The following is a 22419-nucleotide window of genomic DNA, read 5'->3' on the forward strand; positions in this document are numbered from 1 at the left end:
TTCACAAAGTTGAACAATAGTACTTTTTATTCCATGCTTAGATAACACGCTGATAAACAAGAGGACGGAATATGAACAAGAACGTAGCAGGAATTCTTAGCGCAGCGGCGGTACTGACTATGCTGGCAGGGTGTACGGCCTACGACCGCACCAAAGATCAGTTTACACAGCCCGTAGTGAAAGATGTCAAAAAAGGCATGACCCGTTCGCAGGTGGCTGCGATTGCCGGCAAGCCTTCTTCGGAAGTGACAATGATTCATGCACGCGGTACCTGCCAGACCTATATCCTGGGTCAACGTGATGGTAAGGCAGAGACCTACTTCGTTGCGTTGGATGAGACTGGTCATGTGATCAACTCCGGTTACCAGACCTGTACTGAATACGATACCGATCCGCAGGCACCTAAGGCGCAGTAACCCTTCTTGCCTGAGTATGTTAACAAACCGGCCGTTGGGCCGGTTTTTTTATACATACGTAAATCTTATTTCTTCTCGCGAATTATTTGCCTGAAATGTGAAGGTAGTCAACACGCTAGGTCAATGAGAGACAATTTGCCCCTGTGCAGAATTATCTCCTGTCTGTACCATTGCGTATACTCACTCCAACGACAAACAACAGTAAGCAAACTACCTGTCTGCCAGGATAGCGAGTCGAGTGATAGCGCGATGGCAGGTAGTCATACGAGAGGGAAGTTACTATGGAAAAGAAACATATCTATCTGTTCTGCTCAGCAGGCATGTCAACCTCGCTTCTGGTGTCAAAGATGCGTGCTCAGGCTGAGAAGTATGAAGTCCCGGTGGTAATCGAAGCGTTTCCGGAGACGCTGGCGGGCGAAAAGGGCCAGACAGCCGACGTCGTTTTACTGGGGCCGCAAATTGCCTATATGTTACCCGAAATTCAACGTCTGTTACCCAATAAACCGGTCGAAGTGATCGATTCGGGATTGTACGGCAAGATTGATGGTTTAGGTGTATTGAAAGCTGCTGTTGCAGCAATTAAAAAAGCTGCTAATTAATTTTTATTTTTCCCGTCAAAGAGTTATTTCACACACAATACGCCGTAACCCGCGTTGCGGCATTTAAGGGTATTTTCCTATGAGTAAAGTCATCGCTTCACTTGAAAAGGTACTCCTTCCTTTTGCTGTTAAAATAGGAAAGCAGCCTCACGTTAATGCCATTAAAAACGGTTTTATTAGATTAATGCCGTTGACGCTGGCTGGGGCAATGTTCGTTTTAATTAACAACGTTTTTCTGAGCTTTGGTGAAGGTTCCTTTTTTTATTCATTAGGAATTCGATTAGACGCTTCCACAATTGAAACCCTTAATGGTTTAAAAGCCATCGGCGGCAACGTATATAACGGTACGTTAGGTATTATGTCGCTGATGGCACCTTTCTTTATTGGCATGGCACTGGCGGAAGAGCGGAAAGTGGATCCGCTGGCCGCAGGTTTATTATCCATTGCCGCCTTTATGACCGTGACGCCATACAGCGTCGGTGAGGCCTATGCCGTAGGGGCCAACTGGCTGGGGGGCGCTAATATCATCTCCGGTATCGTTATCGGTCTGGTGGTTGCGGAGATGTTCACCTTTATTATTCGTCGCAACTGGGTTATCCGTTTACCGGATAGCGTGCCGGCGTCCGTTTCTCGTTCATTTTCCGCGTTGATTCCAGGCTTCATTATTCTCTCCATCATGGGGATTATCGCCTGGGCGCTCTCTCATTGGGGCACTAACTTCCACCAGATCATTATGGACTCTATCTCAACGCCGCTGGCGTCAATGGGTAGCGTGGTCGGTTGGGCGTATGTGATTTTCACCTCCCTGCTGTGGTTCTTTGGCGTGCATGGTTCACTGGCACTGGCGGCGCTGGACAGCGGTATCATGACCCCATGGGCACTGGAAAACGTTGCACTTTATCAGCAGTACGGCTCCGTTGACGCGGCGCTGGCAGCCGGTAAAACCTTCCATGTGTGGGCGAAGCCGATGCTCGACTCTTATATCTTCCTGGGGGGTACCGGGGCGACGCTGGGTCTGATCATCGCGGTCTTTATTGTTTCTCGTCGCGCTGACCATCGTCAGGTTGCGAAGCTGGCACTGCCGTCAGGCATCTTCCAGATTAACGAGCCGATTCTGTTTGGTCTGCCAATCATCATGAACCCGGTGATGTTCATTCCGTTCATTCTGGTTCAGCCACTGCTGGCGGCCATAACCCTGACGGCCTATTACCTGGGCATTATCCCGCCCGTCACCAACATTGCGCCGTGGACCATGCCGGCGGGTCTGGGGGCGTTCTTCAACACCAACGGTAGCGTGGCTGCCTTCCTGCTGGCGATATTCAACCTCGGGATTGCAACACTGCTCTATATGCCATTCGTGGCGATAGCAAACAAAGCTGCAACCGTTATCGATGAAGAAGAGAGCGAAGAGGATATCGCCCTCGCACTGAAATTCTAAAATTGCACGGCGCGGGGCAACCCGCGCCAGCCAAAAGGAGCTTAAAAATGTTAGATTTGGACAGTATTGTCGCAGAAGAAACCGCAGAGAACGATCTGGAAGAGGTGGTGATGGGGCTTATCATCAATTCCGGGCAGGCGCGTAGCCTGGCGTATGCCGCGCTCAAACAGGCCAAGCAGGGTGATTTCGCAGCCGCAAAGACCATGATGGAACAGTCCCGTACGGCGCTGAACGAAGCACACCTGGTGCAGACAAAGCTTATTGAAAGCGATCAGGGTGAAGGCAAGATGAAGGTCAGTCTGGTGCTGGTGCATGCGCAGGATCATCTGATGACGTCGATGCTGGCACGTGAACTGGTGGCCGAGTTAATTGAGCTTCACGAGAAGATGCAGTAAGGCAGAGTTTGCAGCAGGAGGTCAGCGCGATGGAAATAAAAACCGCACTTGAACAGCAACTGTTTAATGGCAAAAATTTTCACGTGATTATTTACAACAAGACGGAGAGCGCGAGCGGTCTGCATCAGCATGACTACTATGAGTTCACGATTGTTCTGACCGGTCGCTACTACCAGGAAATCAACGGCAAGCGCGTCCTGCTTGAGCGGGGAGATTTCGTCTTCCTGCCGATGGGGTCCCATCACCAGAGCTTTTATGAATTTGGTGCAACCCGCATTCTTAACGTAGGTGTCAGCAGACGCTTCTTTGAGAAACACTATCTGCCGCTGGTGCCGTTCTGCTTTGTGGCCTCGCAGGTCTATCGCATCAAAAACGAGTTCATGACCTGGATTGAAACGGTTATCGCCTCGCTTAACTTTCGCGAGAATGAATTTGATGAGTTTATTGAAACGGTGACGTTTTATGTGATGAACCGTCTGCGCCATCATCGTGAAGAGCAGCAGGTAAGCGATGATATTCCGCAGTGGCTGCGCAGTACGGTTGAACTGATGCACGATAAAGGACAATTCAGCGAAAATGCGCTGGAAAATATGGTCGCTTTGTCCGGTAAATCACAGGAATATCTGACCCGAGCAACTCAGCGTTATTATCGTAAAACGCCAGTGCAAATTATTAATGAAATCCGCATTAATTTTGCTAAAAAACAGCTGGAAATAACCAACTACTCGGTTACCGATATTGCTTATGAGTCAGGCTACAGTAGCCCCAGCTTGTTTATTAAGACCTTTAAGAAATTGACTTCGTTCACACCGAACAGTTACCGGAAGAACCTGACGGTAATTAATTAAATTTCGGCGGATTTACCCGCCACAAATATTGCCTTGATTGCTTGCCCACAGAGCGGGAAGAGTACGCTACACCTTGCAGGCGATTAACCTGATATGCTAAGGGAGATATTATGCAGAAGAAATTAAAAGTCGTAACCATTGGCGGCGGCAGCAGTTATACCCCGGAATTACTCGAAGGTTTCCTGAAACGTTATCATGAATTACCGGTCAGCGAATTATGGCTGGTGGACGTTGAGGAAGGTCAGGAGAAACTGAATATCATTTTTGAGCTCTGCAAGCGGATGGTCGCGAAAGCCGGTGTGCCATTGACCGTGCATAAAACCCTCGACCGTCGCCTGGCGCTGCAGGATGCCGACTTCGTGACGACCCAGCTGCGCGTCGGCCAGCTCAAAGCGCGTGAAATGGATGAACGTATTCCACTGAGCCACGGCTATCTGGGGCAGGAGACCAACGGCGCGGGCGGCCTGTTCAAGGGGCTGCGTACCATTCCGGTCATTTTTGACATCATCAACGATGTGGAAGCGATCTGCCCCAACGCGTGGGTGATTAACTTCACCAACCCGGCCGGGATGGTGACCGAGGCGGTCTATCGCCACACCGATTTCAAACGCTTTATCGGCGTCTGTAATATTCCGATTGGCATGAAGATGTTCATCAGCGATGTGCTGGAGTTGACCGATAACGACGATCTTTCTATCGATCTCTTTGGCCTGAACCACATGGTGTTTATCAAAGATGTCATCGTGAATGGTCAGTCTCGCTTTAGCGAACTGCTTGACGGCGTAGCCTCCGGACGTCTGACCGCTGCGTCAGTGAAAAACATCTTTGACCTGCCGTTCAGCGAAGGGCTGATCCGCTCGCTTAATCTGCTGCCTTGCTCATACCTGCTTTACTACTTCAAACAGAAAGAGATGCTGGCCATCGAGATGGGTGAGTACTATAAGGGTGGCGCACGCGCTCAGGTGGTGCAGAAAGTTGAAAAACAGCTGTTTGATTTGTATAAAGATCCGAACCTGAACGTGAAACCGAAAGAGCTTGAGCTGCGCGGCGGAGCGTATTATTCCGATGCGGCGTGTGAAGTGATCAACGCCATTTACAACAACAAGCAGGCCGAGCACTACGTCAATGTGCCGCATCACGGCCATATCGACAATATCCCGGCTGACTGGGCTGTTGAGATGACCTGCATTCTGGGACGTGATGGCGCCAGGCCACATCCACGGATTACCCACTTTGACGACAAAGTGATGGGGTTGATCCACACCATCAAAGGGTTTGAAGTGGCAGCCAGCAACGCGGCGCTGAGCGGTGAACTCAATGACGTTCTTCTGGCGCTCAATCTCAGCCCGCTGGTCCATTCCGATCGTGATGCCGAGCAACTGGCCAGCGAAATGATTCTGGCGCATGAAAAATGGTTGCCTAATTTTGCCGCCACGATTGAGAAGCTGAAATTCAAACAGCACTGAGAGGATGTGTGATGGAAAACCTGCTGATCGTCAATGCTGATGATTTTGGACTCTCAAAAGGTCAAAACTACGGCATTATTGAAGCCTGCCGCCGGGGTGTGGTGACCTCAACAACGGCACTGGTTAATGGTGACGCGGTTGAACACGCGGCGCAGCTCAGCCGCGAGGTGCCAGCGCTGGGCGTCGGCATGCACTTTGTATTGACGCTCGGGATGCCCCTTTCACCGATGCCGGGACTGACGCGGGACGGACAGCTGGGTAAATGGATTTGGGAGCAGGCAGAGCAGGGCACGCTGCCGCTCGAGGAGATTACCCGCGAGCTGGACTGTCAGTTCAACCGTTTCGTCGATCTCTTTGGCCGTGAACCCACGCATATTGACAGCCATCATCACGTGCATATGATCCCGGCACTTTTCCCGTCAGTGGCGGAATTTGCACAGCGCAAAGGCGTGGCAATGCGCGTGGATCGTGAGGTGCAGGCGCTGCACGGGCTGTCATTGTCTTCTGTGCCCACAACGGACGGGTTCAGTAGCGCGTTCTACGGCGACGAGATTAGCGAAGCGCTGTTTCTGCAGGTGCTGGATGAGTCCGCCGCGCGCGGGGAACGGTCGCTGGAAGTGATGGCACACCCTGCGTTTGTCGATAACATTGTGCGTAAAAGTGCCTACTGCTGGCCGCGACTGGCGGAACTGGATGTGCTGACGTCGGCATCGCTGAAATACGCCATTGCCGAGCGTGGGTACCGTCTGGGCACCTTTGAGGATGTATGAAAATAGCCCGGAGGCGCGGTGCCTGCCGGGCTGAGTAAACGATGTCAATCAACGCCGGGTCGGGCAAAGCCAGACCCGGCTTTTCTTTTATGCCGGTATACGATCAATCTTACTGCTGCGTGACCACACACGGTGCGCTGCGAGCAGATCGAACAGCTTCGTCATAAACGCATCATCGACGTTATCGCCTTCGACAATACCATCTTCACCTTGCTCAGCCACCTTCAGGTGCGCTTTAAACTGTCGCGCATCGCCGGACAGGGCGATCGGCTTCAGGTGTTTATAGGCTTCCAGCAGATAATAAATCGCATCGCCATTGTTCAGCAGACTGTCGATGTCGCCGCATGGCACAATCACCGCATCAACGGTGAGCGATGGTGCTCCGGCAAAGGTGGCCGCAACCGGCAGCACTGAACCGTCGTCGGCGGTCACTTCCCCCATGCGGGAATAGAGCAGTTTGGCGTGAACGCCTTTGGTTTTCAGCGCCTGCATAATCCCCAGCACGTCGCTGGCACGGGTTTTGTCATTCAGCAGAATGGCCACTACCCGGCCTTTTATCGAGCCACCCGGCACCGCATACAGACTCAGGGACGGATCTTTCTTCAGGCCGTTAACGTCTTTCGGTGGGGCCGCATTGCGTTGCTCATCCGTCAGCGTAATGCCAAGGTTATCCGCCACGCTCTGGGCAAGCTGAATATCGATATGGGCGAGCTGATCGACCACGCGCTCGCGGATGTAAGTCCGCACCACTTTGCTCAGTTCAAAGCTAAAGCCGCCGATAATATGCTGTTGCTCGATCGGCGTCTGGCTGTTCCAGAACAGGCGAGGTTGGGCATAATACTCGCCGAATGACGGGCTACGCTCGCGGATTTTATTGCCATCGATGCGCTCCTGGTACGACTCAAAACCACCGCGTTTTGGTCCCGGCGGCGTTTCGCGCGGCCAGTTATCGTTGATGGAGTTCGGCTCATAGTTAGCCGGATTGGTATCGATATCCTGGCGATGCATCCCGTCGCGCTGGAAATTGTGGTACGGGCAGGTTGGACGGTTAATCGGAATTTCGTGGAAGTTGGGCCCGCCAAGGCGACTGATCTGCGTATCGGTATAGGAGAACAATCGCCCCTGCAGGAGGGGATCGTTCGTGAAATCCAGCCCCGGAACGATATGCCCCGGGTGGAACGCGACCTGCTCATTTTCGGCAAAGAAATTGTCCGGGTTACGGTTGAGCACCATTTTACCCACCAGCTGAACCGGCACCAGCTCCTCTGGGATCAGCTTTGTCGGGTCGAGAAGGTCGAAATCGAAGTTAAACTCATCCTCTTCCGGGATCAGCTGTAACCCCAGTTCATATTCCGGGAAGTCACCGGCTTCAATCGACTCCCACAGCTCACGACGGTGGAAGTCCGGATCGCGCCCGGTCAGCTTCTGGGCTTCATCCCACACCAGCGAGGCTTTGCCCGCCACAGGCTTCCAGTGGAAGCGTACGAATGTGGCTTTCCCGTCCGCGTTGATCATCCTGAAGGTATGAATACCAAACCCTTCCATCGTGCGGTAGCTGCGCGGAATGCCACGGTCTGACATCGCCCACATCACGTTGTGTAACGTTTCTGGTTGCAGTGAGACATAATCCCAGAAGGTGTCATGCGCACTTTGTCCCTGCGGTATGGCCCAGTGGGGCTCCGGTTTTACCGCATGGACAAAGTCAGGAAATTTATGCGCATCCTGAATGAAAAACACCGGGGTGTTATTGCCGACGAGATCGAAAATACCCTCTTCGGTATAAAATTTGGTGGCGAAGCCGCGGATATCACGCACGGTATCTGCCGAACCCGCGCCGCCCTGCACGGTTGAAAAGCGGACAAAGACCGGTGTGATTTTGTCCGGATCGGAAAGGAAATCCGCTTTGGTTATCTCTTTGAGGCTTTTGTAGGGCTGGAAGTAGCCGTGTGCCGCGGAGCCACGCGCGTGAACGATGCGCTCAGGTATACGTTCATGGTCAAAATGGGTGATTTTTTCCCGCAGAATAAAGTCTTCCAGCAGGGTCGGTCCGCGCGTTCCCGCACGCAGCGAGTTCTGATCGTCAGCAATGCGCACGCCCTGGTTGGTGGTAAGTGCAAAACCTTCGCCGCCTTTACGGTGGGACTCAAGGGATTTCAGCTTCTCGTTTCCGGTATCCGGGGATTTCATACTTCCCGGCGCGGTAGGCTGTTCGCCAGGTGCGGAAGGGCCGGGGGACGGGCGGTGAGAGCCGTCCGCTGGGGCCAGAGAGTCCATGCCTGGTTGAGATTCTTCAGTGCCATGAATGGGTGATTGATGTGTTTTATCTTTGTTCGACATTGCACGCTTCTCCTTTATCCATTGCTAAAAACCTTGTTAACTATAGAACAATGTGGCGAAAGGGCGGGCGAACTAAGAGTTTTCAGATGACCTGGTTAAGGAATGCGCTATCAGAGCGATGCAGGGCGCGACGCGTGGGGGGAGGATCGGCTATCATAGAATTTTCCTGCTTCCAGAATGTGCTTTAGTGAACCCGTCGCTTATGAAACCTTTTCGTCAACAAAACCGCCCTGTCATTAGCTACGTGCCCCGCGTCGAACCCGCGCCGCCCGAACACGCCCTGAAGGTGGATGGTTTTCGTGATGTCTGGCAACTGCGCGGTAAATACGTGGCGTTTGTTCTGATGGGAGAACACTTCCGTCGTTCGCCCGCGTTTTCGGGGCCGGAGTCGGCCCAGCGATGGGCGAACCAGGTCCGCCAGGATGAAGAGATTGAAGAATAACAGCCAAAAAAAAACCGCCATCAGGCGGTTTTTTTCATTTATCCATCCGTGATTAACGGTGCGCCAGTTCAGCGTCGTCTTCACTTTCCAGAATGGTTTTATCGGTCTGCTTCAGCCACTGGCTGGTCAACGTACCGGCGGTCATGGAACCGCTCACGTTCAGCGCAGTACGACCCATGTCGATCAGCGGCTCAACGGAGATCAGCAGGGCAACCAGCGTCACCGGCAGACCCAGGGCCGGCAGGACAATCAGCGCGGCGAAGGTTGCGCCACCGCCAACACCCGCAACGCCTGCGGAGCTGATGGTAACAATCCCGACCAGCGTGGCAATCCATACGGGATCCAGTGGGTTGATACCCACGGTCGGAGCAACCATTACCGCCAGCATTGCAGGGTAGAGACCTGCGCAACCGTTCTGACCAATGGTGGCACCAAAGGAGGCAGAGAAGCTGGCAATAGATTCCGGTACGCCCAGACGACGGGTCTGCGCTTCAACGTTCAGCGGAATAGACGCGGCGCTGGAACGGCTGGTAAACGCAAAGGTCAGTACCGGCCACACTTTACGGAAGTATTTCAGCGGGCTAACGCCATTGACGCCCAGCAGGATACCGTGCACCACGAACATAATGCCCAGACCCAGATAAGAGGCGACGACGAAGCTACCCAGCTTAATAATGTCCTGCAGGTTAGAGCCGGCAACCACTTTGGTCATCAGCGCCAGAACACCGTAAGGGGTCAACTGCATCACCAGACGGACCAGCTTCATTACCCAGCTTTGCAAGGTATCGATAGCCACCAGCACGCGCTCGCCTTTCGGCGCGTCGTCTTTCAGCAGCTTCAGCGCCGCCACACCGAGGAAGGCCGCAAAGATCACCACGCTGATAATGGAGGTTGGGCTGGCACCGGTCAGGTCAGCAAACGGGTTCTTCGGCACGAAAGAAAGCACCATCTGTGGCACCGTCAGGTCAGCGACTTTACCCACGTAGTTGGTCTGAATCGCGGTAAGACGCGCCGTTTCAGCCGTACCCTGGACCAGACCTTCTGCGGTCAGCCCGAACAGGTTGGTGACCAGCACGCCGACCAGAGCTGCAATCAGCGTGGTAAACAGCAGTGTACCGATGGTCAGGAAGCTGATTTTACCCAACTGGGTGGCGTTATGCAGACGGGCAACGGCGCTCAGAATAGAGGCAAACACCAGCGGCATAACGATCATCTGCAGCAGCTGGACATAGCCGTTACCGACGATGTTGAACCACTGAATAGAATCTTTCAAAACTGGATTATCGGAGCCGTAAATAGCCTGCAACGCCAGACCAAACACGACACCCATGGCCAGACCAACCAGCACTTTCTTCGCGAGGCTCCACTGTTTGTGGCGCGCCTGCGCGAGAAGCAATAGCAATACAACGAACACCACAATGTTCGCGATGAGTGGAAAATTCATCCCCGTTCTCCTGATTTATTATACGGTCGGTTTTTACCGATCCTGTTGGCGCAAGGTTATCAGAAGTGTGATGTGGCGCTTATATCCAAATGGAATGGGTTATGACAAATGGAAATAATTTGTGTGCTTAGTGTTCAATCTGGTGATTAATGAACCGATTAAACTGAAATTGCAGCGAATTGATCATCTGGGATGACCAGCGCACTGCACTGTTTTCGGGCAAGGTTTGCGGCATCCAGACGGCGTAGGCAAAGAGCGCCATACACAACACACGCTCAAGCTGATTACCTTTCTGCGGCGCAAGAATGGGCAAACGGAAACGCCAGCGGCATGGCCAGAGCAGCGGCACGCCCGCAGGCGTCAGCATATCGGCAAGGATATGGCTTAAATAACCCAGCACCATTCCCTGGATAGCATCGGCGGGCACTATCCAGCTCTCAGGGACTTTTAAATAGAAAAGGGTGAGCAGGCCGAATACGGCCAGCAGGCTGTGGGTAAACCCACGGTGACCAAACGCGCGGGCGATGGGTTTTGATATCCACTTTAGCCGCTGTCCCAGGAACGATTTTGGATGGTCGATATCGGGCAGTAGACAGGTCAACACGGCGGACGGGACAATATGCCACCAGTCCCCCTGTGCGAGCACAGGGGTAAGTTCAGCGTTTTTGGCAAAAACTGCGCACGCAATGGAAAAAAGCAGATGGCCTTCCGCCGTCATGATAAAACCCACAAAACTGTCAATTCATACAGTATAGGGTTTTTATACAGTAGACGAAAGAGGTGACGGTGTAACTGTATGTCACAAACGCGCCTAGCGCGCCAGCCAGCCCCCGTCGACGGCTAACGTATGACCGTTCACGTAATCCGAGGCGGCGGAGGCTAAAAAGACCACCGGTCCCTGCAGGTCTTCCGGAACTCCCCAGCGCCCGGCAGGTATCCGGTCGAGGATCTCCTGGCTGCGCTGCTGATCATCTCGCAGTTGCTGAGTGTTGTTGGTCGCCATGTAGCCTGGCGCGATGGCGTTAACATTGATGCCGTGTGTCGCCCATTCATTGGCCAGCAGACGCGTGATCCCCAACACGCCGCTTTTGGACGCGGTGTAAGAGGGCACGCGGATGCCACCCTGGAATGAGAGCATCGAGGCGATATTAATGATTTTCCCGCCCTGGCCCTGCGCAATAAACTGTTTAGCCACGGCCTGGGAGAGGAAAAAAAGCGATTTCAGATTCAGGTTGATGACGTCATCCCAGTCCTTTTCGCTGAACGCGAGAGCATCTTCACGGCGTATGGTCCCGGCATTGTTCACCAGAATATCGACTCGCCCCATCTCAGCAACCGCGCTGTCAACAACGTCCTGAAGACTCTCCTGCTGACTGAGGTCGGCCCGAATCGCCCTGAACCGCCTTCCGAGCGCGCTAATGCAGGCAGCCGTTTCCTCCGGCGCTTTGCGGTTAACACCCACGATGTCGCATCCCGCCTGCGCCAGCGCAATGGCCATGGCTTGTCCCAGACCGGTATCGCATCCGGTGACGATGGCCACTTTTCCTGACAGAGTGAAGTTATCCAGTATCATACGCGCCTCAGAAGTAAGGTTATTGTCATTCTGACGCTAAGGATAGAAGCGGGGGATAAGAAAAGCAAACAAAATGAAACGATGTTTTGTTTTTAAAGCAGGCAGCCTGACGCTGCCTGAAAGGAGCGGGTTACTCGCCGCGCAGGTGCTGCGCCGTCAGCTCAACCAGTGAGTTCAGCTTTACGTCGGCAAGGGCAAAACGGGGATCGTGTCGGCCTTCCTCCGCGGGAACAACAATCGAGCGCATGCGCGCGGCCTTCGAGGCCACCATTCCGTTAACGGAATCTTCCAGCGCGACACAGCAGAGAGGATCAAGACCGAGCTTAGCGGCACAGTCGAGATAGACCTGCGGGTGCGGCTTGCTGTATGGCAACGTTTCCGCTGAGGCCAGCGCGTCGAAGCTGTCGCGCAGCTCAAACATGGTCAGCACTTTTTCCAGCATATGCAGCGGTGAAGCTGACGCCAGGCCAACTTTCAACCCCTGCGCTTTACACAGCGCGACGGCTTCACGCACGCCGGGCAGCAGGGGCTTGCTCTCTTCCACCAGTGAGATGGCGCGGCTGATAATGCGCGCGGTCACTTCGTCGCGATCGGGTCCTCCCCACGGCTGCTGGGCATACCACAGGTCCACCACCATATCGATGCGCAGACCAAGCGTATCCGGAAGTTCATTACGGCGGCTGATATCAACGCCCAGGCTGGCGATAACGTCCAGTTCGGCGCGATCCCACAACGGTTCGGAATCGATCAGTAATCCATCCATGTCAAAAATTGCGGCAAGAATCTGGCGCGGTGTCGACATCACAACGTCTCCTTATCCAGGGTGTACGACAGACGATAAATGCTAAGTGCACTCTGCAATTTAGCATATTGCCTTTAAAGAGCGGGCGAAAATGATGGTCAGCAGGTAGACTTAGGCAGAAATAACGCGTCTTTATGAAGGGGAACTGATGACGTATCAACAAGCTGGACGCATTGCTGTCTTAAAACGTATTGCTGGCTGGGTAATTTTTATTCCAGCCGTCATTTCGACGCTGATCTCTGTGCTCAAGTTTATGTACGATCACAGTGAAAAACAGCCAGGTATTAATGCGGTAATGCTTGATTTTGCTCATGTCATGATTGAAATGATGCGTTTTAACACGCCGTTTCTGAATGTCTTTTGGTTCAATTCGCCGACGCCGAATTTTCATCAGCAGTTGAATCTCGGGTTTTGGGTGATCTACGCGCTGATCTTTATTGGTATGGCGTTGCAGGCCTCTGGCGCACGCATGAGCCGTCAGACGCGCTTTTTACGCGAAGGTGTGGAAGACCAGATGATTCTCGAACAGGCAAAAGGCCCGGAAGGGATGAGCCGCGAGCAGATTGAGTCCCGCATTGTTGTGCCGCGTCACACCATTTTCCTGCAAATTTTCCCGCTGTATATCCTGCCAGTCATTATCATCGTGGCGGGGTACTTCTTCTTTTCGCTGTTGGGATTCCTGTAACCGATAAGGGTGGCGACATAGCCACCCGTCCCGCCATTACGCGGCAAGCACACGTTCAAGTGCCCTCTGGGCATTGACCAGATGTTCTCCGCCAAACAGAATGGCGCGGTTCATCAGTGTGTACAGCTGATACACCGGCTGGCGCTCAAGAAAACCCTGCGGCAGAGGCAGCACGGACTGGTACCCGTCGTAAATTTGCGGCGGTTGCTCAGGGTGCAGTGGCAGCATCGCCAGGTCACACTCCCTGTCGCCCCAGTAACAGGCCGGGTCGAAGATATAGGGGCCGTCAGGACCCAGCGCGCAGTTATCTGACCACAAATCGCCGTGCAGCAGAGACGGCTGAGGCTGGTGGGATGCCAGACGCTGCTGAATGTGTTCGACGATGGCATCGATATTGCCAAACTCCAGACCTTTCTCCGCAGCCAGTTCCAGCTGCCAGCCAATGCGTTGCTCAGCAAAGAATGTCGACCAGCGTCGTTGCCAGGCATTGGGTTGTGGGGTGGTGGAGAGGTCGTTGTCAAAATCGAGACCAAACTGCGGCTGGTCGCTCCATTGATGCAGTCGCGCTAACTGTTGGCCGAGAATGAAGGCGTTATGGGCGTCTAACGGGCGGGCAGGAAGAAATTCCATGACCAGAAAACTGTAGTCGCGGTCGCTGCCCACGGCCCAGACCTGCGGGACCGTCACCGTTTTACTGCGCGACAAAAGTTCCAGCTGGTCGGCTTCGGCGGTGAAAATCGGAAGCAGCTCTCGTTCATCGCATTTAACAAAGAGATCGCGCCCGGCGTAGCGTAAGTGCCATGCGGCGTGGATTTCTCCGCCTGGCAGTTCGTTCCGCAGTTCAATTTCACCTTCACCCAGTTGCTCACTTAAAAGATGACTGATAGCCTGCCACATGTTGTCTCTCCCATGTTGTCTGCCAGATCATAAAGTTAGCGCATAATTGCGGTAAAAAAATACGAACTAACGCACACCTGAGCGGTTTAAATTCATGCAGGGCACTTATTGTTCTTTTTTCTGCCAGTTTTCCCAGGTATCAAGATCAATTTCTGCCGCTTTGTCGGTCACGCTTTCGACCAGACTGGCCGCCAGAGCGTGAACCTCTTCTTTACTCAGGGCGCTGATCAGGCCAAACGTCAGGGTGCCTAAATCATGGATATTGCCCTCGTCATCCGTGAGTGTGAGCAGGAAATTGGCCCGGGTAAAGGCGTTGTTGAGCTCATTAAGCTCGGTCAGCGACGCTTGATGAATGTTGATGGTAACGACGTAGCGGGTGATGTCACCACTGCTCATAATTCACCTCATTGTTATCTTGGAAGTTTTCTTAGCATAGTCGATAGGCTGCGTTTGGCGACTATGCCGCGTATTTCCCCTTCACAGAGAAGGGGAAAAGGGGGATTAATTTCGGGACAGGTAATCGACGATTTTTTGCGTGTCGCTAAGCGAACAGAGACGTGTGCCCTGGTTGATGGTGGCAGCGCTACCCGCTGCGACGCCGTAGCGTGTCATCTCCAGTAATGAAGCACCCTGGGCCAGTTTCAGGGTCATCGCTCCAACCATGCTATCACCTGCGCCCACGGTACTCTGGCTTTTCATCGGCGGCGGAACAACCTGAACGGACCCCGTTTCGTCCACGGCCAGGGCACCCTGCGGGCCAAGGGAGACCACGACCCGTCGCGCTTTGCCGCTGTGAACCAGCTCCTGCGCGGCGGTGAGGACATCGTCCGGCTGGTTCAGCTCGCGGTTCACCAGCGCGCTTAACTCTTTCTGATTGGGTTTAACCAGCTCAAGATTGCCCGGCGTCAGGGCTGCCTGCAGCGCCTCGCCGCTGCTGTCGACAATGCAGCGGATACCGCGTTGCTGCGCGATCCGAATCAGCGCCGTCAGTTTTTCCGTGCTGACACCGGGCGGCAGGCTGCCGCTTATCACCAGCAGAGCACCGCTCTCAATGGCCAGCACCTTCTCTTCAAGCTGACGAAACTCATCTTCACTAAGTTTTGCACCCGGCATGACGAAACGGTATTGCTCGCCGCTGGACTCCACGTGCACATGCAGGTTTTGCCGCGTCCAGTCTTTGGACTCGACGGTCTGCGAGGCCACCTGTTCATCGGCCAGCAGAGAGACCAGGTGCTCACCGGTCGCGCCGCCTGCGGGGAAAATTGCTGTCGCCTTTCCACCGAGGTGCGTTATGGCTCGCGCCACATTGATACCGCCGCCGCCGGGCTCAAACACCGGGGCGCTGCAGCGCAATTTACCTTCCGGGTAAATCTGGGGCGTCAGGGTGGCGGAGTCGAGGGAAGGGGAGAGCGTCAGGGTATAGATAGAAACCATCATTACCTCCTTTTAGCGTGGGTTCCTTTTAGTCTGGCACCATTTGTCAGGAAGGCAATGTAAATAACAGTATGATTTTAAATATGAATACTGACATAAAGTCTGCTGCGGCTTATATAAAATAAAACGCTTTTTGAGATCGTTCTTATTCAAAAAATGAAATAAGAAATCATTGCTATGTTATTTGCGGCTTTTTATAATTTGTTACCTTTCTCTGGACGCCTTGTCATTGATCCTCAAGAAAGTTTCCGGGACCGTGTGGTCTCTTTTTTTGTTGTACGGACTCCTTAATAAAATGAAGCTTTTGAAGACAGTACCCGCTGCACTGATGCTGGCGGGTGGCGTGTTTGCTGCAATGAACGCGACCGCAGATGATTCCGTTTTTACTGTCATGGACGATCCAGCCACCGCGCAAAAACCGTTTGAAGGTAACCTGAACGCTGGCTATCTTGCACAATCCGGTAACACGAAAAGCTCCTCTCTCACGGCGGACAGTACGCTGACCTGGTACGGTAATACCACCGCCTGGTCTCTGTGGGGAAATGCCAGTAACACCTCCGCGAATGACGAACGCTCTTCCGAGAAATATGCGGTTGGCGGACGTAGCCGTTACAACATGACCGACTTTGACTACCTGTTTGGTCAGGCCAGCTGGTTAACTGACCGTTACAACGGCTATCGCCAGCGTGATGTGTTCACTGCCGGTTACGGTCGCCAGTTCCTGAACGGTCCGGTACACAGTTTACGTTTTGAATTCGGTCCAGGTGTGCGCTACGACGAGTACACCGACGGCGAAACCAAAACTCAACCGCTCGGTTACGCTTCCGGCACCTATGCCTGGCAGATGACTGACAACACCAAATTTACCCAGGGGGTGTCTGTGTTTGGTGCCGACGATACGACGCTGAACTCAGAAACAGCGCTGAACGTGGCCATCAACGAACACTTCGGCCTGAAAGTGGCCTACAACGTCACCTGGAACTCTTCTCCTCCTGATTCTGCTCCGGATCATACCGACCGCAGAACCACGGTTTCACTGGGTTATAAAATGTAATATTCTCGGGCCGATTACGCTATCGGCCCGTTTTTTATTTTTTGAAACTGTGCTGTTTTATATTAAACACTGTTTTGAAATATCTGATCTGCTGATATCTCCATCATTTCTTTATAATGCATTTTCATTAATTTGCGGCTTATTTGACACGAATTGATAACGTAACAGGCTAGGCAAAAGTGTGATCTGGATCTACACTCTTAGCACGGGCAGAATTCGGCCTTAAGGTATTTAGCATTATTAGTATTAAATGTAGAAAGAGAAAAAACATTATGAAAAAAATCAAAACTGCCGCAGCAGCGATGGTGCTTTCCGCACTGTCTTTTGGCGTATTTGCTGCTGATGAAACCACCCCGACAGCCAGTGACACCCACAGCCAAATCGGCATTGCGAAAGCCGCTGACGTTGAAGCCGGGTCTAACATCGCGCCAGCCTCTCAGTCCACCGGTCAGTCTATGAATGATGCTTTTGACGTCCATAAACTGGTTGCAGGTGAATGGTCCTGATGGGTTTTGCCGTGTTGTTATTGACGTTTAAACGCTAATTCAACGCGCCAAGAAAACCGGATTTTGTGGTACCGGTTTTTTCGCGGTAAACCTATTTGACGTAAACCTATCGTTCGTATTTCGTCCTGGCGGTGAATACCCGCAAGATGAATACCCGCAAAAGGGTATTACGGATAACGACGTTATTCCCTGCGCAGTTATTTATATCCCCGTTCAGCCCCAAATCATTGCCGCCCAACGCAGAAGCAGCATCGCGCCGCAGATGGCAATCAGCACCAGTACCATTTTCCAGTGTTTTACGGCAAATCGTTTTGTTGGCATAACCTGATCCTTGTAAGTTGATGCGAACAGTCTACCAAACAGGGCGGGGAAATGCCCCTTCTCCAGTGGTGAATCAGGTTATGCCTACTTCCGGTTCGGTTAGAACCAGTGGAATCGTTCTGCAAGAATCAACAATAAACCGGTGGCTGAAAGGATGTTCAATATCACAACCGTTCTACTTGATACGTTCATGGTATGCACCTTTGGGTTTAAAGACTTGTTCAAGAGTAGCCCAGCATCTCTGGAATGCGAGCGCCGGAGATATGCGCCCTGCAAATTCATGCGAAAGTGCCAGCGCAGCAATCTGCCCGCAAAGGGTGCAATCTCTCTTTTGTTAGTGTTACCATTGCAGGGCTTGCCGTAAATCCGCATTTATCTGATTTTCGGCGGGTGAATGATCGCGAGCCAATTTGACGATTGTTGGTCAGATGGTGTCGTAATCTATTGTCAAATCACGATTATTTTCTTTGTATATGCTCTTATGTGTGGGGCATCACTGCAAATAAGGATATAAAATGCCTGTAATTACTCTTCCTGATGGCAGCCAACGCCATTACGACCACGCTGTAAGCCCAATGGATGTTGCCCTGGACATTGGTCCTGGACTCGCGAAAGCAACCATCGCTGGCCGTGTTAATGGTGAGCTGGTTGATGCATCTGATCTGATTGAAAGCGATGCGCAGCTGTCTATCATCACAGCGAAAGACGAAGAAGGTCTGGAGATCATTCGTCACTCCTGCGCGCACCTGTTAGGTCATGCGATCAAACAGCTGTGGCCGAACACCAAAATGGCGATCGGTCCGGTTATCGACAACGGTTTCTACTATGACGTTGATCTTGACCATACCCTGACTCAGGAAGATATCGACGCGCTCGAAAAACGTATGCACGAGCTCGCCGAAACTAACTATGACGTCATTAAGAAGAAAGTCAGCTGGCACGAAGCGCGTGAAACCTTCGTGAAGCGTGGCGAGAGCTATAAAGTCTCTATTCTTGATGAAAACATCTCTCATGATGACAAGCCTGGCTTGTACCATCACGAAGAATACGTCGACATGTGCCGTGGACCGCACGTGCCGAACATGCGCTTCTGTCATCACTTTAAGCTGATGAAAATCGCGGGCGCCTACTGGCGTGGCGATAGCAACAACAAGATGTTGCAGCGTATCTATGGTACCGCGTGGGCCGATAAAAAAGCCCTTAACGCCTACTTGCAGCGCCTGGAAGAGGCGGCTAAACGTGACCACCGTAAAATCGGTAAGCAGCTTGACCTGTACCACATGCAGGAAGAAGCGCCGGGTATGGTGTTCTGGCACAATGACGGCTGGACTATCTTCCGTGAACTGGAAACGTTCGTACGCTCCAAGCTGAAAGAGTACCAGTATCAGGAAGTGAAAGGCCCGTTCATGATGGACCGTGTGCTGTGGGAAAAAACCGGCCACTGGGACAACTACAAAGATGCGATGTTCACCACCTCTTCTGAGAACCGTGAATACTGCATTAAGCCAATGAACTGCCCGGGCCACGTTCAGATCTTCAACCAGGGTCTGAAATCCTACCGCGATCTGCCGCTGCGTATGGCAGAGTTCGGTAGCTGCCACCGTAACGAGCCATCAGGTGCACTGCACGGTCTGATGCGTGTTCGTGGCTTTACTCAGGATGATGCGCATATCTTCTGTACTGAAGATCAGGTTCGTGATGAAGTTAACGCCTGTATTCGTATGGTCTACGATATGTACAGCACCTTTGGCTTCGAGAAGATCGTTGTCAAACTCTCAACGCGTCCGGAAAAACGTATCGGTAGCGATGAGACCTGGGATCGCGCAGAAGCGGATCTCGCCGTGGCGCTGGAAGAGAACGGCATTCCGTTCGAATACCAGCTGGGCGAGGGCGCATTCTACGGTCCGAAAATTGAATTTACCCTGTATGACTGCCTCGATCGCGCATGGCAGTGCGGTACTGTACAGCTGGACTTCTCCCTGCCGCAGCGTTTAAGCGCCTCTTATGTTGGCGAAGACAACGAACGTCAGGTACCGGTTATGATTCACCGTGCAATCCTCGGTTCTCTGGAGCGCTTCATCGGCATCCTGACTGAAGAGTTTGCCGGCTTCTTCCCAACCTGGCTTGCGCCAGTGCAGGTCGTGGTGATGAACATTACCGATTCTCAGGCTGAATACGTTAAAGAATTGACGCAGAAACTACAAAATGCGGGCATTCGCGTAAAAGCAGACTTGAGAAATGAGAAGATTGGCTTTAAAATCCGCGAGCACACTTTACGTCGTGTCCCGTATATGTTGGTCTGTGGTGATAAAGAGGTGGAAGCAGGCAAAGTTGCCGTTCGCACCCGCCGTGGTAAAGACCTGGGGAGCCTGGACGTAAGTGAAGTGATTGAGAAGCTGCAACAAGAGATTCGCAGCCGCAGTCTTCAACAACTGGAGGAATAAGGTATTAAAGGCGGAAAACGAGTTCAAACGGCACGTCCGAATCGTATCAATGGCGAGATTCGCGCCCAGGAAGTTCGCTTAACAGGTCTGGAAGGCGAGCAGCTGGGGATTGTGAGTCTGAGAGAAGCGATCGAAAAGGCTGAAGAAGCTGGAGTAGATTTAGTTGAAATCAGCCCTAACGCCGAACCGCCAGTTTGTCGTATCATGGACTACGGCAAGTTCCTTTATGAAAAGAGTAAGTCTTCTAAGGAACAGAAGAAAAAGCAAAAAGTTATCCAGGTTAAGGAAATTAAATTCCGTCCTGGTACCGACGATGGCGATTATCAGGTAAAACTCCGCAGCCTGATTCGCTTTCTGGAAGATGGCGATAAGGCCAAGATCACACTGCGTTTCCGCGGTCGTGAGATGGCCCACCAACAGATTGGTATGGAAGTGCTTAACCGCGTCCGTGACGATCTGAGTGAACTGGCAGTAGTCGAATCCTTCCCTACGAAGATCGAAGGCCGCCAGATGATCATGGTGCTCGCTCCTAAGAAGAAACAGTAAGGCCTTCAAGCAGCAAAACCTGTGGAGCCTTCGGGTCTCATAGGTTTTGTTCGCCTATGTTTCGTTTATTTAACAATGCGAAGTGGAAGTAATTAAGATGCCAAAAATTAAGACCGTACGCGGTGCTGCTAAGCGCTTCAAAAAAACCGGTGGTGGTGGATTTAAGCGTAAGCACGCAAACCTGCGTCATATTCTGACCAAAAAATCTACTAAGCGTAAACGTCACCTGCGTCCAAAAGGCCTTGTTTCTAAAGGCGATCTGGGTCTGGTTATCGCGTGCCTGCCGTACGCATAAGCCGTTAACGTTTAATTTTTTACTAAGAATATAGATACAGGAGAGCACATATGGCTCGCGTAAAACGTGGTGTAATTGCACGTGCACGTCACAAGAAAATTTTGAAACAAGCTAAAGGCTACTACGGTGCGCGTTCACGCGTATACCGCGTTGCCTTCCAGGCTGTTATCAAAGCAGGTCAGTACGCTTACCGTGACCGTCGTCAACGTAAGCGTCAGTTCCGTCAACTGTGGATTGCGCGTATCAACGCAGCAGCACGTCAGAACGGTATTTCTTACAGCAAATTCATCAACGGCCTGAAAAAAGCCTCTGTTGAAATCGACCGTAAGATCCTGGCTGACATCGCAGTATTCGACAAAGTAGCGTTCACCGCTCTGGTCGAAAAAGCGAAAGCAGCACTGGCATAAGCCAGTTGAAAGAGGGGGCTTCGCTCCCTCTTTTCATTTAACACCATCAGAAGATTGACTTTTACCCGTGCAACCTTTTCAATAAGGTCTTAACGGTTTTTTACCACACAAGGTAACGCAAGCATGAATGCTGCTATTTTCCGCTTCTTCTTTTACTTTAGCACCTGAATTCAGGAGGCTAGCGCGTGAAAGATGAAACGAAAAACAGCGCCAGATAAGCCTCCTGATGGAGGCTTTTTTTGTGTCTAAATTCGAGAGAATAACTCCACCAAATCGGTGTCTGCACCGACATAATGAGGAAAATCATGTCACATCTCGCAGAGCTGGTTGCCAGTGCAACAGCCGCCATTAATCAGGCCTCAGATGTTGCCGCGTTAGACAATGTCCGCGTCGAATATCTCGGTAAGAAAGGGCATTTGACCCTTCAAATGACAACCCTGCGTGAACTGCCGCCAGAGGAACGCCCGGCAGCGGGTGCGGTCATTAACGAAGCCAAAGAGCAGGTGCAACAGGCACTGAACGCGCGCAAAGCTGAGCTGGAAAGCGCGGTGCTGAATGCGCGTCTGGCGGCAGAGACTATCGATGTCTCCCTGCCGGGTCGCCGTATTGAAAATGGTGGCCTGCATCCGGTTACCCGCACCATTGATCGCATTGAAAGTTTCTTCGGTGAGCTCGGCTTTACCGTGGCGACTGGCCCGGAAATCGAAGATGATTACCACAACTTCGACGCCCTCAACATTCCAGGCCATCATCCGGCACGTGCTGACCACGACACTTTCTGGTTCGACGCCACCCGTCTGCTGCGTACTCAGACCTCGGGCGTTCAGATCCGTACCATGAAGGAACAGGAACCCCCGATCCGCATCATCGCACCGGGCCGCGTGTACCGTAACGACTACGATCAGACCCATACCCCGATGTTCCATCAGATGGAAGGCCTGATTGTTGATAAGAACATCAGCTTTACCAACCTGAAAGGTACGCTGCACGATTTCCTGAACAACTTCTTTGAGGAAGACCTGCAGGTTCGTTTCCGTCCGTCCTACTTCCCGTTCACTGAACCGTCTGCGGAAGTTGACGTGATGGGTAAAAACGGCAAATGGCTGGAAGTGCTGGGCTGCGGCATGGTGCATCCAAACGTTCTGCGCAACGTGGGTATCGATCCAGAAGTCTACTCCGGCTTTGCGTTCGGTATGGGCATGGAGCGTCTGACAATGCTGCGCTATGGCGTGACCGATTTGCGTGCATTCTTCGAAAACGATCTGCGTTTCCTCAAACAGTTTAAATAAGGGCAGGACAG

General features: G+C 52.4%; 27 protein-coding genes and 1 other annotated feature. Of the genes, 17 read left to right on the top strand and 10 right to left on the bottom strand.

Annotated features, from left to right (window positions below):
* Nucleotides 1-71: 71 nt before the first annotated feature.
* The 7 genes from osmE to chbG all read left to right on the top strand — a co-directional run bounded on the left by osmE (nt 72) and on the right by chbG (nt 5932).
* Nucleotides 72-416, top strand: a complete 345-nt coding sequence (gene osmE, locus ACMGG3_RS04950; RefSeq protein ID WP_014169673.1) for an osmotically-inducible lipoprotein OsmE — start codon at nt 72-74, stop codon at nt 414-416.
* A gap of 281 nt (nt 417-697) precedes the next feature.
* Nucleotides 698-1015: a PTS N,N'-diacetylchitobiose transporter subunit IIB gene (chbB, locus tag ACMGG3_RS04955; protein ID WP_008500676.1), complete on the top strand. Its 318-nt coding sequence runs from the start codon at nt 698-700 to the stop codon at nt 1013-1015.
* Between the two features lie 79 nt (nt 1016-1094).
* Nucleotides 1095-2453 (top strand): PTS N,N'-diacetylchitobiose transporter subunit IIC, encoded by a 1359-nt coding sequence (gene chbC, locus ACMGG3_RS04960; RefSeq protein WP_014169674.1) that lies wholly within the window; start codon nt 1095-1097, stop codon nt 2451-2453.
* A 47-nt stretch (nt 2454-2500) separates the two neighbouring features.
* A complete protein-coding gene (gene chbA, locus ACMGG3_RS04965; RefSeq protein WP_020884417.1) occupies nt 2501-2848 on the top strand; it encodes a PTS N,N'-diacetylchitobiose transporter subunit IIA in 348 nt (115 codons plus the stop codon).
* Nucleotides 2849-2856: 8 nt separating this feature from the next.
* Nucleotides 2857-3696, top strand: a complete 840-nt coding sequence (chbR, locus tag ACMGG3_RS04970) for a transcriptional regulator ChbR (protein ID WP_014169676.1) — start codon at nt 2857-2859, stop codon at nt 3694-3696.
* Between the two features lie 110 nt (nt 3697-3806).
* Entirely contained in the window at nt 3807-5162 is a 1356-nt protein-coding gene (locus ACMGG3_RS04975) for a 6-phospho-beta-glucosidase (RefSeq protein WP_371006076.1), read from the top strand.
* An 11-nt stretch (nt 5163-5173) separates the two neighbouring features.
* Nucleotides 5174-5932 carry a chitin disaccharide deacetylase gene (gene chbG / locus ACMGG3_RS04980; RefSeq protein WP_032677967.1) on the top strand — a complete coding sequence of 253 codons (759 nt, stop codon included), beginning with the start codon at nt 5174-5176 and terminating at the stop codon, nt 5930-5932.
* Between the two features lie 87 nt (nt 5933-6019).
* Here the strand turns inward: chbG and katE are convergent, their stop codons facing one another.
* Entirely contained in the window at nt 6020-8269 is a 2250-nt protein-coding gene (gene katE, locus ACMGG3_RS04985) for a catalase HPII (protein ID WP_020884413.1), read from the bottom strand.
* A 187-nt stretch (nt 8270-8456) separates the two neighbouring features.
* Here katE and cedA point away from each other — a divergent pair, with 187 nt between their 5' ends.
* Nucleotides 8457-8711, top strand: coding sequence for a cell division activator CedA (cedA, locus tag ACMGG3_RS04990; RefSeq protein ID WP_071605472.1), 255 nt, complete (start codon nt 8457-8459; stop codon nt 8709-8711).
* A gap of 52 nt (nt 8712-8763) precedes the next feature.
* On the opposite strand, the gene ACMGG3_RS04995 is transcribed toward cedA, so the two are convergent.
* From ACMGG3_RS04995 to hxpB, 4 genes are all read right to left on the bottom strand, one after another.
* Nucleotides 8764-10155 carry an L-cystine transporter gene (locus ACMGG3_RS04995; protein ID WP_014169681.1) on the bottom strand — a complete coding sequence of 464 codons (1392 nt, stop codon included), beginning with the start codon at nt 10153-10155 and terminating at the stop codon, nt 8764-8766.
* A gap of 127 nt (nt 10156-10282) precedes the next feature.
* The gene (locus ACMGG3_RS05000; RefSeq protein WP_020884412.1) at nt 10283-10873 is read right to left on the bottom strand and encodes a metal-dependent hydrolase; all 591 of its coding nucleotides are present in this window, start codon (nt 10871-10873) and stop codon (nt 10283-10285) included.
* Nucleotides 10874-10966: 93 nt separating this feature from the next.
* A complete protein-coding gene (kduD, locus tag ACMGG3_RS05005) occupies nt 10967-11728 on the bottom strand; it encodes a 2-dehydro-3-deoxy-D-gluconate 5-dehydrogenase KduD (protein WP_020884411.1) in 762 nt (253 codons plus the stop codon).
* A 130-nt stretch (nt 11729-11858) separates the two neighbouring features.
* On the bottom strand, nt 11859-12530 hold the full coding sequence (gene hxpB, locus ACMGG3_RS05010; protein ID WP_371006074.1) for a hexitol phosphatase HxpB: 672 nt from the start codon (nt 12528-12530) through the stop codon (nt 11859-11861).
* Between the two features lie 148 nt (nt 12531-12678).
* Here hxpB and ACMGG3_RS05015 point away from each other — a divergent pair, with 148 nt between their 5' ends.
* The gene (locus tag ACMGG3_RS05015; RefSeq protein WP_014169686.1) at nt 12679-13215 is read left to right on the top strand and encodes a YniB family protein; all 537 of its coding nucleotides are present in this window, start codon (nt 12679-12681) and stop codon (nt 13213-13215) included.
* A gap of 36 nt (nt 13216-13251) precedes the next feature.
* Here ACMGG3_RS05015 and ACMGG3_RS05020 read toward each other — a convergent pair whose 3' ends face one another.
* From ACMGG3_RS05020 to pfkB, 3 genes are all read right to left on the bottom strand, one after another.
* Nucleotides 13252-14112: a fructosamine kinase family protein gene (locus ACMGG3_RS05020; RefSeq protein ID WP_014169687.1), complete on the bottom strand. Its 861-nt coding sequence runs from the start codon at nt 14110-14112 to the stop codon at nt 13252-13254.
* Between the two features lie 105 nt (nt 14113-14217).
* A complete protein-coding gene (gene ghoS / locus ACMGG3_RS05025; protein ID WP_050736661.1) occupies nt 14218-14508 on the bottom strand; it encodes a type V toxin-antitoxin system endoribonuclease antitoxin GhoS in 291 nt (96 codons plus the stop codon).
* 105 nt (nt 14509-14613) lie between these two features.
* Nucleotides 14614-15546 carry a 6-phosphofructokinase II gene (gene pfkB, locus ACMGG3_RS05030; protein ID WP_078773921.1) on the bottom strand — a complete coding sequence of 311 codons (933 nt, stop codon included), beginning with the start codon at nt 15544-15546 and terminating at the stop codon, nt 14614-14616.
* A gap of 295 nt (nt 15547-15841) precedes the next feature.
* On the opposite strand from pfkB, the gene ACMGG3_RS05035 reads away from it, so the two are divergent.
* Nucleotides 15842-16600: a YdiY family protein gene (locus ACMGG3_RS05035; RefSeq protein WP_025204400.1), complete on the top strand. Its 759-nt coding sequence runs from the start codon at nt 15842-15844 to the stop codon at nt 16598-16600.
* A 272-nt stretch (nt 16601-16872) separates the two neighbouring features.
* A complete protein-coding gene (locus ACMGG3_RS05040) occupies nt 16873-17106 on the top strand; it encodes a hypothetical protein (protein WP_020884407.1) in 234 nt (77 codons plus the stop codon).
* Between the two features lie 213 nt (nt 17107-17319).
* On the opposite strand, the gene yniD is transcribed toward ACMGG3_RS05040, so the two are convergent.
* Complete coding sequence (yniD, locus tag ACMGG3_RS05045) at nt 17320-17427, bottom strand: small membrane protein YniD (protein ID WP_008500658.1); 108 nt, start codon at nt 17425-17427, stop codon at nt 17320-17322.
* Between the two features lie 99 nt (nt 17428-17526).
* Nucleotides 17527-17799 carry a stress response membrane protein YncL gene (gene yncL / locus ACMGG3_RS05050; protein ID WP_072255720.1) on the bottom strand — a complete coding sequence of 91 codons (273 nt, stop codon included), beginning with the start codon at nt 17797-17799 and terminating at the stop codon, nt 17527-17529.
* Between the two features lie 143 nt (nt 17800-17942).
* On the opposite strand from yncL, the gene thrS reads away from it, so the two are divergent.
* The 6 genes from thrS to pheS all read left to right on the top strand — a co-directional run bounded on the left by thrS (nt 17943) and on the right by pheS (nt 22408).
* Nucleotides 17943-19871: a threonine--tRNA ligase gene (gene thrS / locus ACMGG3_RS05055; protein WP_014169692.1), complete on the top strand. Its 1929-nt coding sequence runs from the start codon at nt 17943-17945 to the stop codon at nt 19869-19871.
* 3 nt (nt 19872-19874) lie between these two features.
* On the top strand, nt 19875-20417 hold the full coding sequence (gene infC / locus ACMGG3_RS05060) for a translation initiation factor IF-3 (protein ID WP_023616141.1): 543 nt from the start codon (nt 19875-19877) through the stop codon (nt 20415-20417).
* Nucleotides 20418-20514: 97 nt separating this feature from the next.
* Nucleotides 20515-20712, top strand: coding sequence for a 50S ribosomal protein L35 (gene rpmI, locus ACMGG3_RS05065; RefSeq protein ID WP_003030583.1), 198 nt, complete (start codon nt 20515-20517; stop codon nt 20710-20712).
* A gap of 50 nt (nt 20713-20762) precedes the next feature.
* Entirely contained in the window at nt 20763-21119 is a 357-nt protein-coding gene (gene rplT, locus ACMGG3_RS05070; RefSeq protein WP_000124850.1) for a 50S ribosomal protein L20, read from the top strand.
* Nucleotides 21120-21237: 118 nt separating this feature from the next.
* Nucleotides 21238-21362, top strand: a sequence feature (Phe leader region).
* Nucleotides 21243-21287: a pheST operon leader peptide PheM gene (gene pheM, locus ACMGG3_RS05075; RefSeq protein WP_001386830.1), complete on the top strand. Its 45-nt coding sequence runs from the start codon at nt 21243-21245 to the stop codon at nt 21285-21287. (Overlaps the previous feature by 45 nt.)
* Nucleotides 21363-21424: 62 nt before the next feature.
* A complete protein-coding gene (gene pheS, locus ACMGG3_RS05080) occupies nt 21425-22408 on the top strand; it encodes a phenylalanine--tRNA ligase subunit alpha (protein ID WP_020884406.1) in 984 nt (327 codons plus the stop codon).
* The last annotated feature ends 11 nt before the right edge of the window (nt 22409-22419 follow it).

The sequence above is a fragment of the Enterobacter sp. BNK-18 genome (assembly GCF_047456135.1).
In the GTDB taxonomy this organism is placed as follows: Bacteria; Pseudomonadota; Gammaproteobacteria; order Enterobacterales; family Enterobacteriaceae; genus Enterobacter; species Enterobacter ludwigii.

Coding starts and splice junctions, on each gene's coding strand:
- ACMGG3_RS05000 (WP_020884412.1), bottom strand. CDS start 10,873: ATGACGGCGGAAGGCCATCTGCTTTTTTCCATTGCGTGCGCAGTTTTT.
- chbA (WP_020884417.1), top strand. CDS start 2,501: ATGTTAGATTTGGACAGTATTGTCGCAGAAGAAACCGCAGAGAACGAT.
- ACMGG3_RS05035 (WP_025204400.1), top strand. CDS start 15,842: ATGAAGCTTTTGAAGACAGTACCCGCTGCACTGATGCTGGCGGGTGGC.
- chbB (WP_008500676.1), top strand. CDS start 698: ATGGAAAAGAAACATATCTATCTGTTCTGCTCAGCAGGCATGTCAACC.
- yncL (WP_072255720.1), bottom strand. CDS start 17,799: ATGCGGATTTACGGCAAGCCCTGCAATGGTAACACTAACAAAAGAGAG.
- kduD (WP_020884411.1), bottom strand. CDS start 11,728: ATGATACTGGATAACTTCACTCTGTCAGGAAAAGTGGCCATCGTCACC.
- ACMGG3_RS04975 (WP_371006076.1), top strand. CDS start 3,807: ATGCAGAAGAAATTAAAAGTCGTAACCATTGGCGGCGGCAGCAGTTAT.
- chbC (WP_014169674.1), top strand. CDS start 1,095: ATGAGTAAAGTCATCGCTTCACTTGAAAAGGTACTCCTTCCTTTTGCT.
- thrS (WP_014169692.1), top strand. CDS start 17,943: ATGCCTGTAATTACTCTTCCTGATGGCAGCCAACGCCATTACGACCAC.
- pfkB (WP_078773921.1), bottom strand. CDS start 15,546: ATGGTTTCTATCTATACCCTGACGCTCTCCCCTTCCCTCGACTCCGCC.
- ghoS (WP_050736661.1), bottom strand. CDS start 14,508: ATGAGCAGTGGTGACATCACCCGCTACGTCGTTACCATCAACATTCAT.
- osmE (WP_014169673.1), top strand. CDS start 72: ATGAACAAGAACGTAGCAGGAATTCTTAGCGCAGCGGCGGTACTGACT.
- hxpB (WP_371006074.1), bottom strand. CDS start 12,530: ATGTCGACACCGCGCCAGATTCTTGCCGCAATTTTTGACATGGATGGA.
- rpmI (WP_003030583.1), top strand. CDS start 20,515: ATGCCAAAAATTAAGACCGTACGCGGTGCTGCTAAGCGCTTCAAAAAA.
- yniD (WP_008500658.1), bottom strand. CDS start 17,427: ATGCCAACAAAACGATTTGCCGTAAAACACTGGAAAATGGTACTGGTG.
- ACMGG3_RS05040 (WP_020884407.1), top strand. CDS start 16,873: ATGAAAAAAATCAAAACTGCCGCAGCAGCGATGGTGCTTTCCGCACTG.
- chbG (WP_032677967.1), top strand. CDS start 5,174: ATGGAAAACCTGCTGATCGTCAATGCTGATGATTTTGGACTCTCAAAA.
- rplT (WP_000124850.1), top strand. CDS start 20,763: ATGGCTCGCGTAAAACGTGGTGTAATTGCACGTGCACGTCACAAGAAA.
- pheS (WP_020884406.1), top strand. CDS start 21,425: ATGTCACATCTCGCAGAGCTGGTTGCCAGTGCAACAGCCGCCATTAAT.
- ACMGG3_RS04995 (WP_014169681.1), bottom strand. CDS start 10,155: ATGAATTTTCCACTCATCGCGAACATTGTGGTGTTCGTTGTATTGCTA.
- katE (WP_020884413.1), bottom strand. CDS start 8,269: ATGTCGAACAAAGATAAAACACATCAATCACCCATTCATGGCACTGAA.
- ACMGG3_RS05015 (WP_014169686.1), top strand. CDS start 12,679: ATGACGTATCAACAAGCTGGACGCATTGCTGTCTTAAAACGTATTGCT.
- ACMGG3_RS05020 (WP_014169687.1), bottom strand. CDS start 14,112: ATGTGGCAGGCTATCAGTCATCTTTTAAGTGAGCAACTGGGTGAAGGT.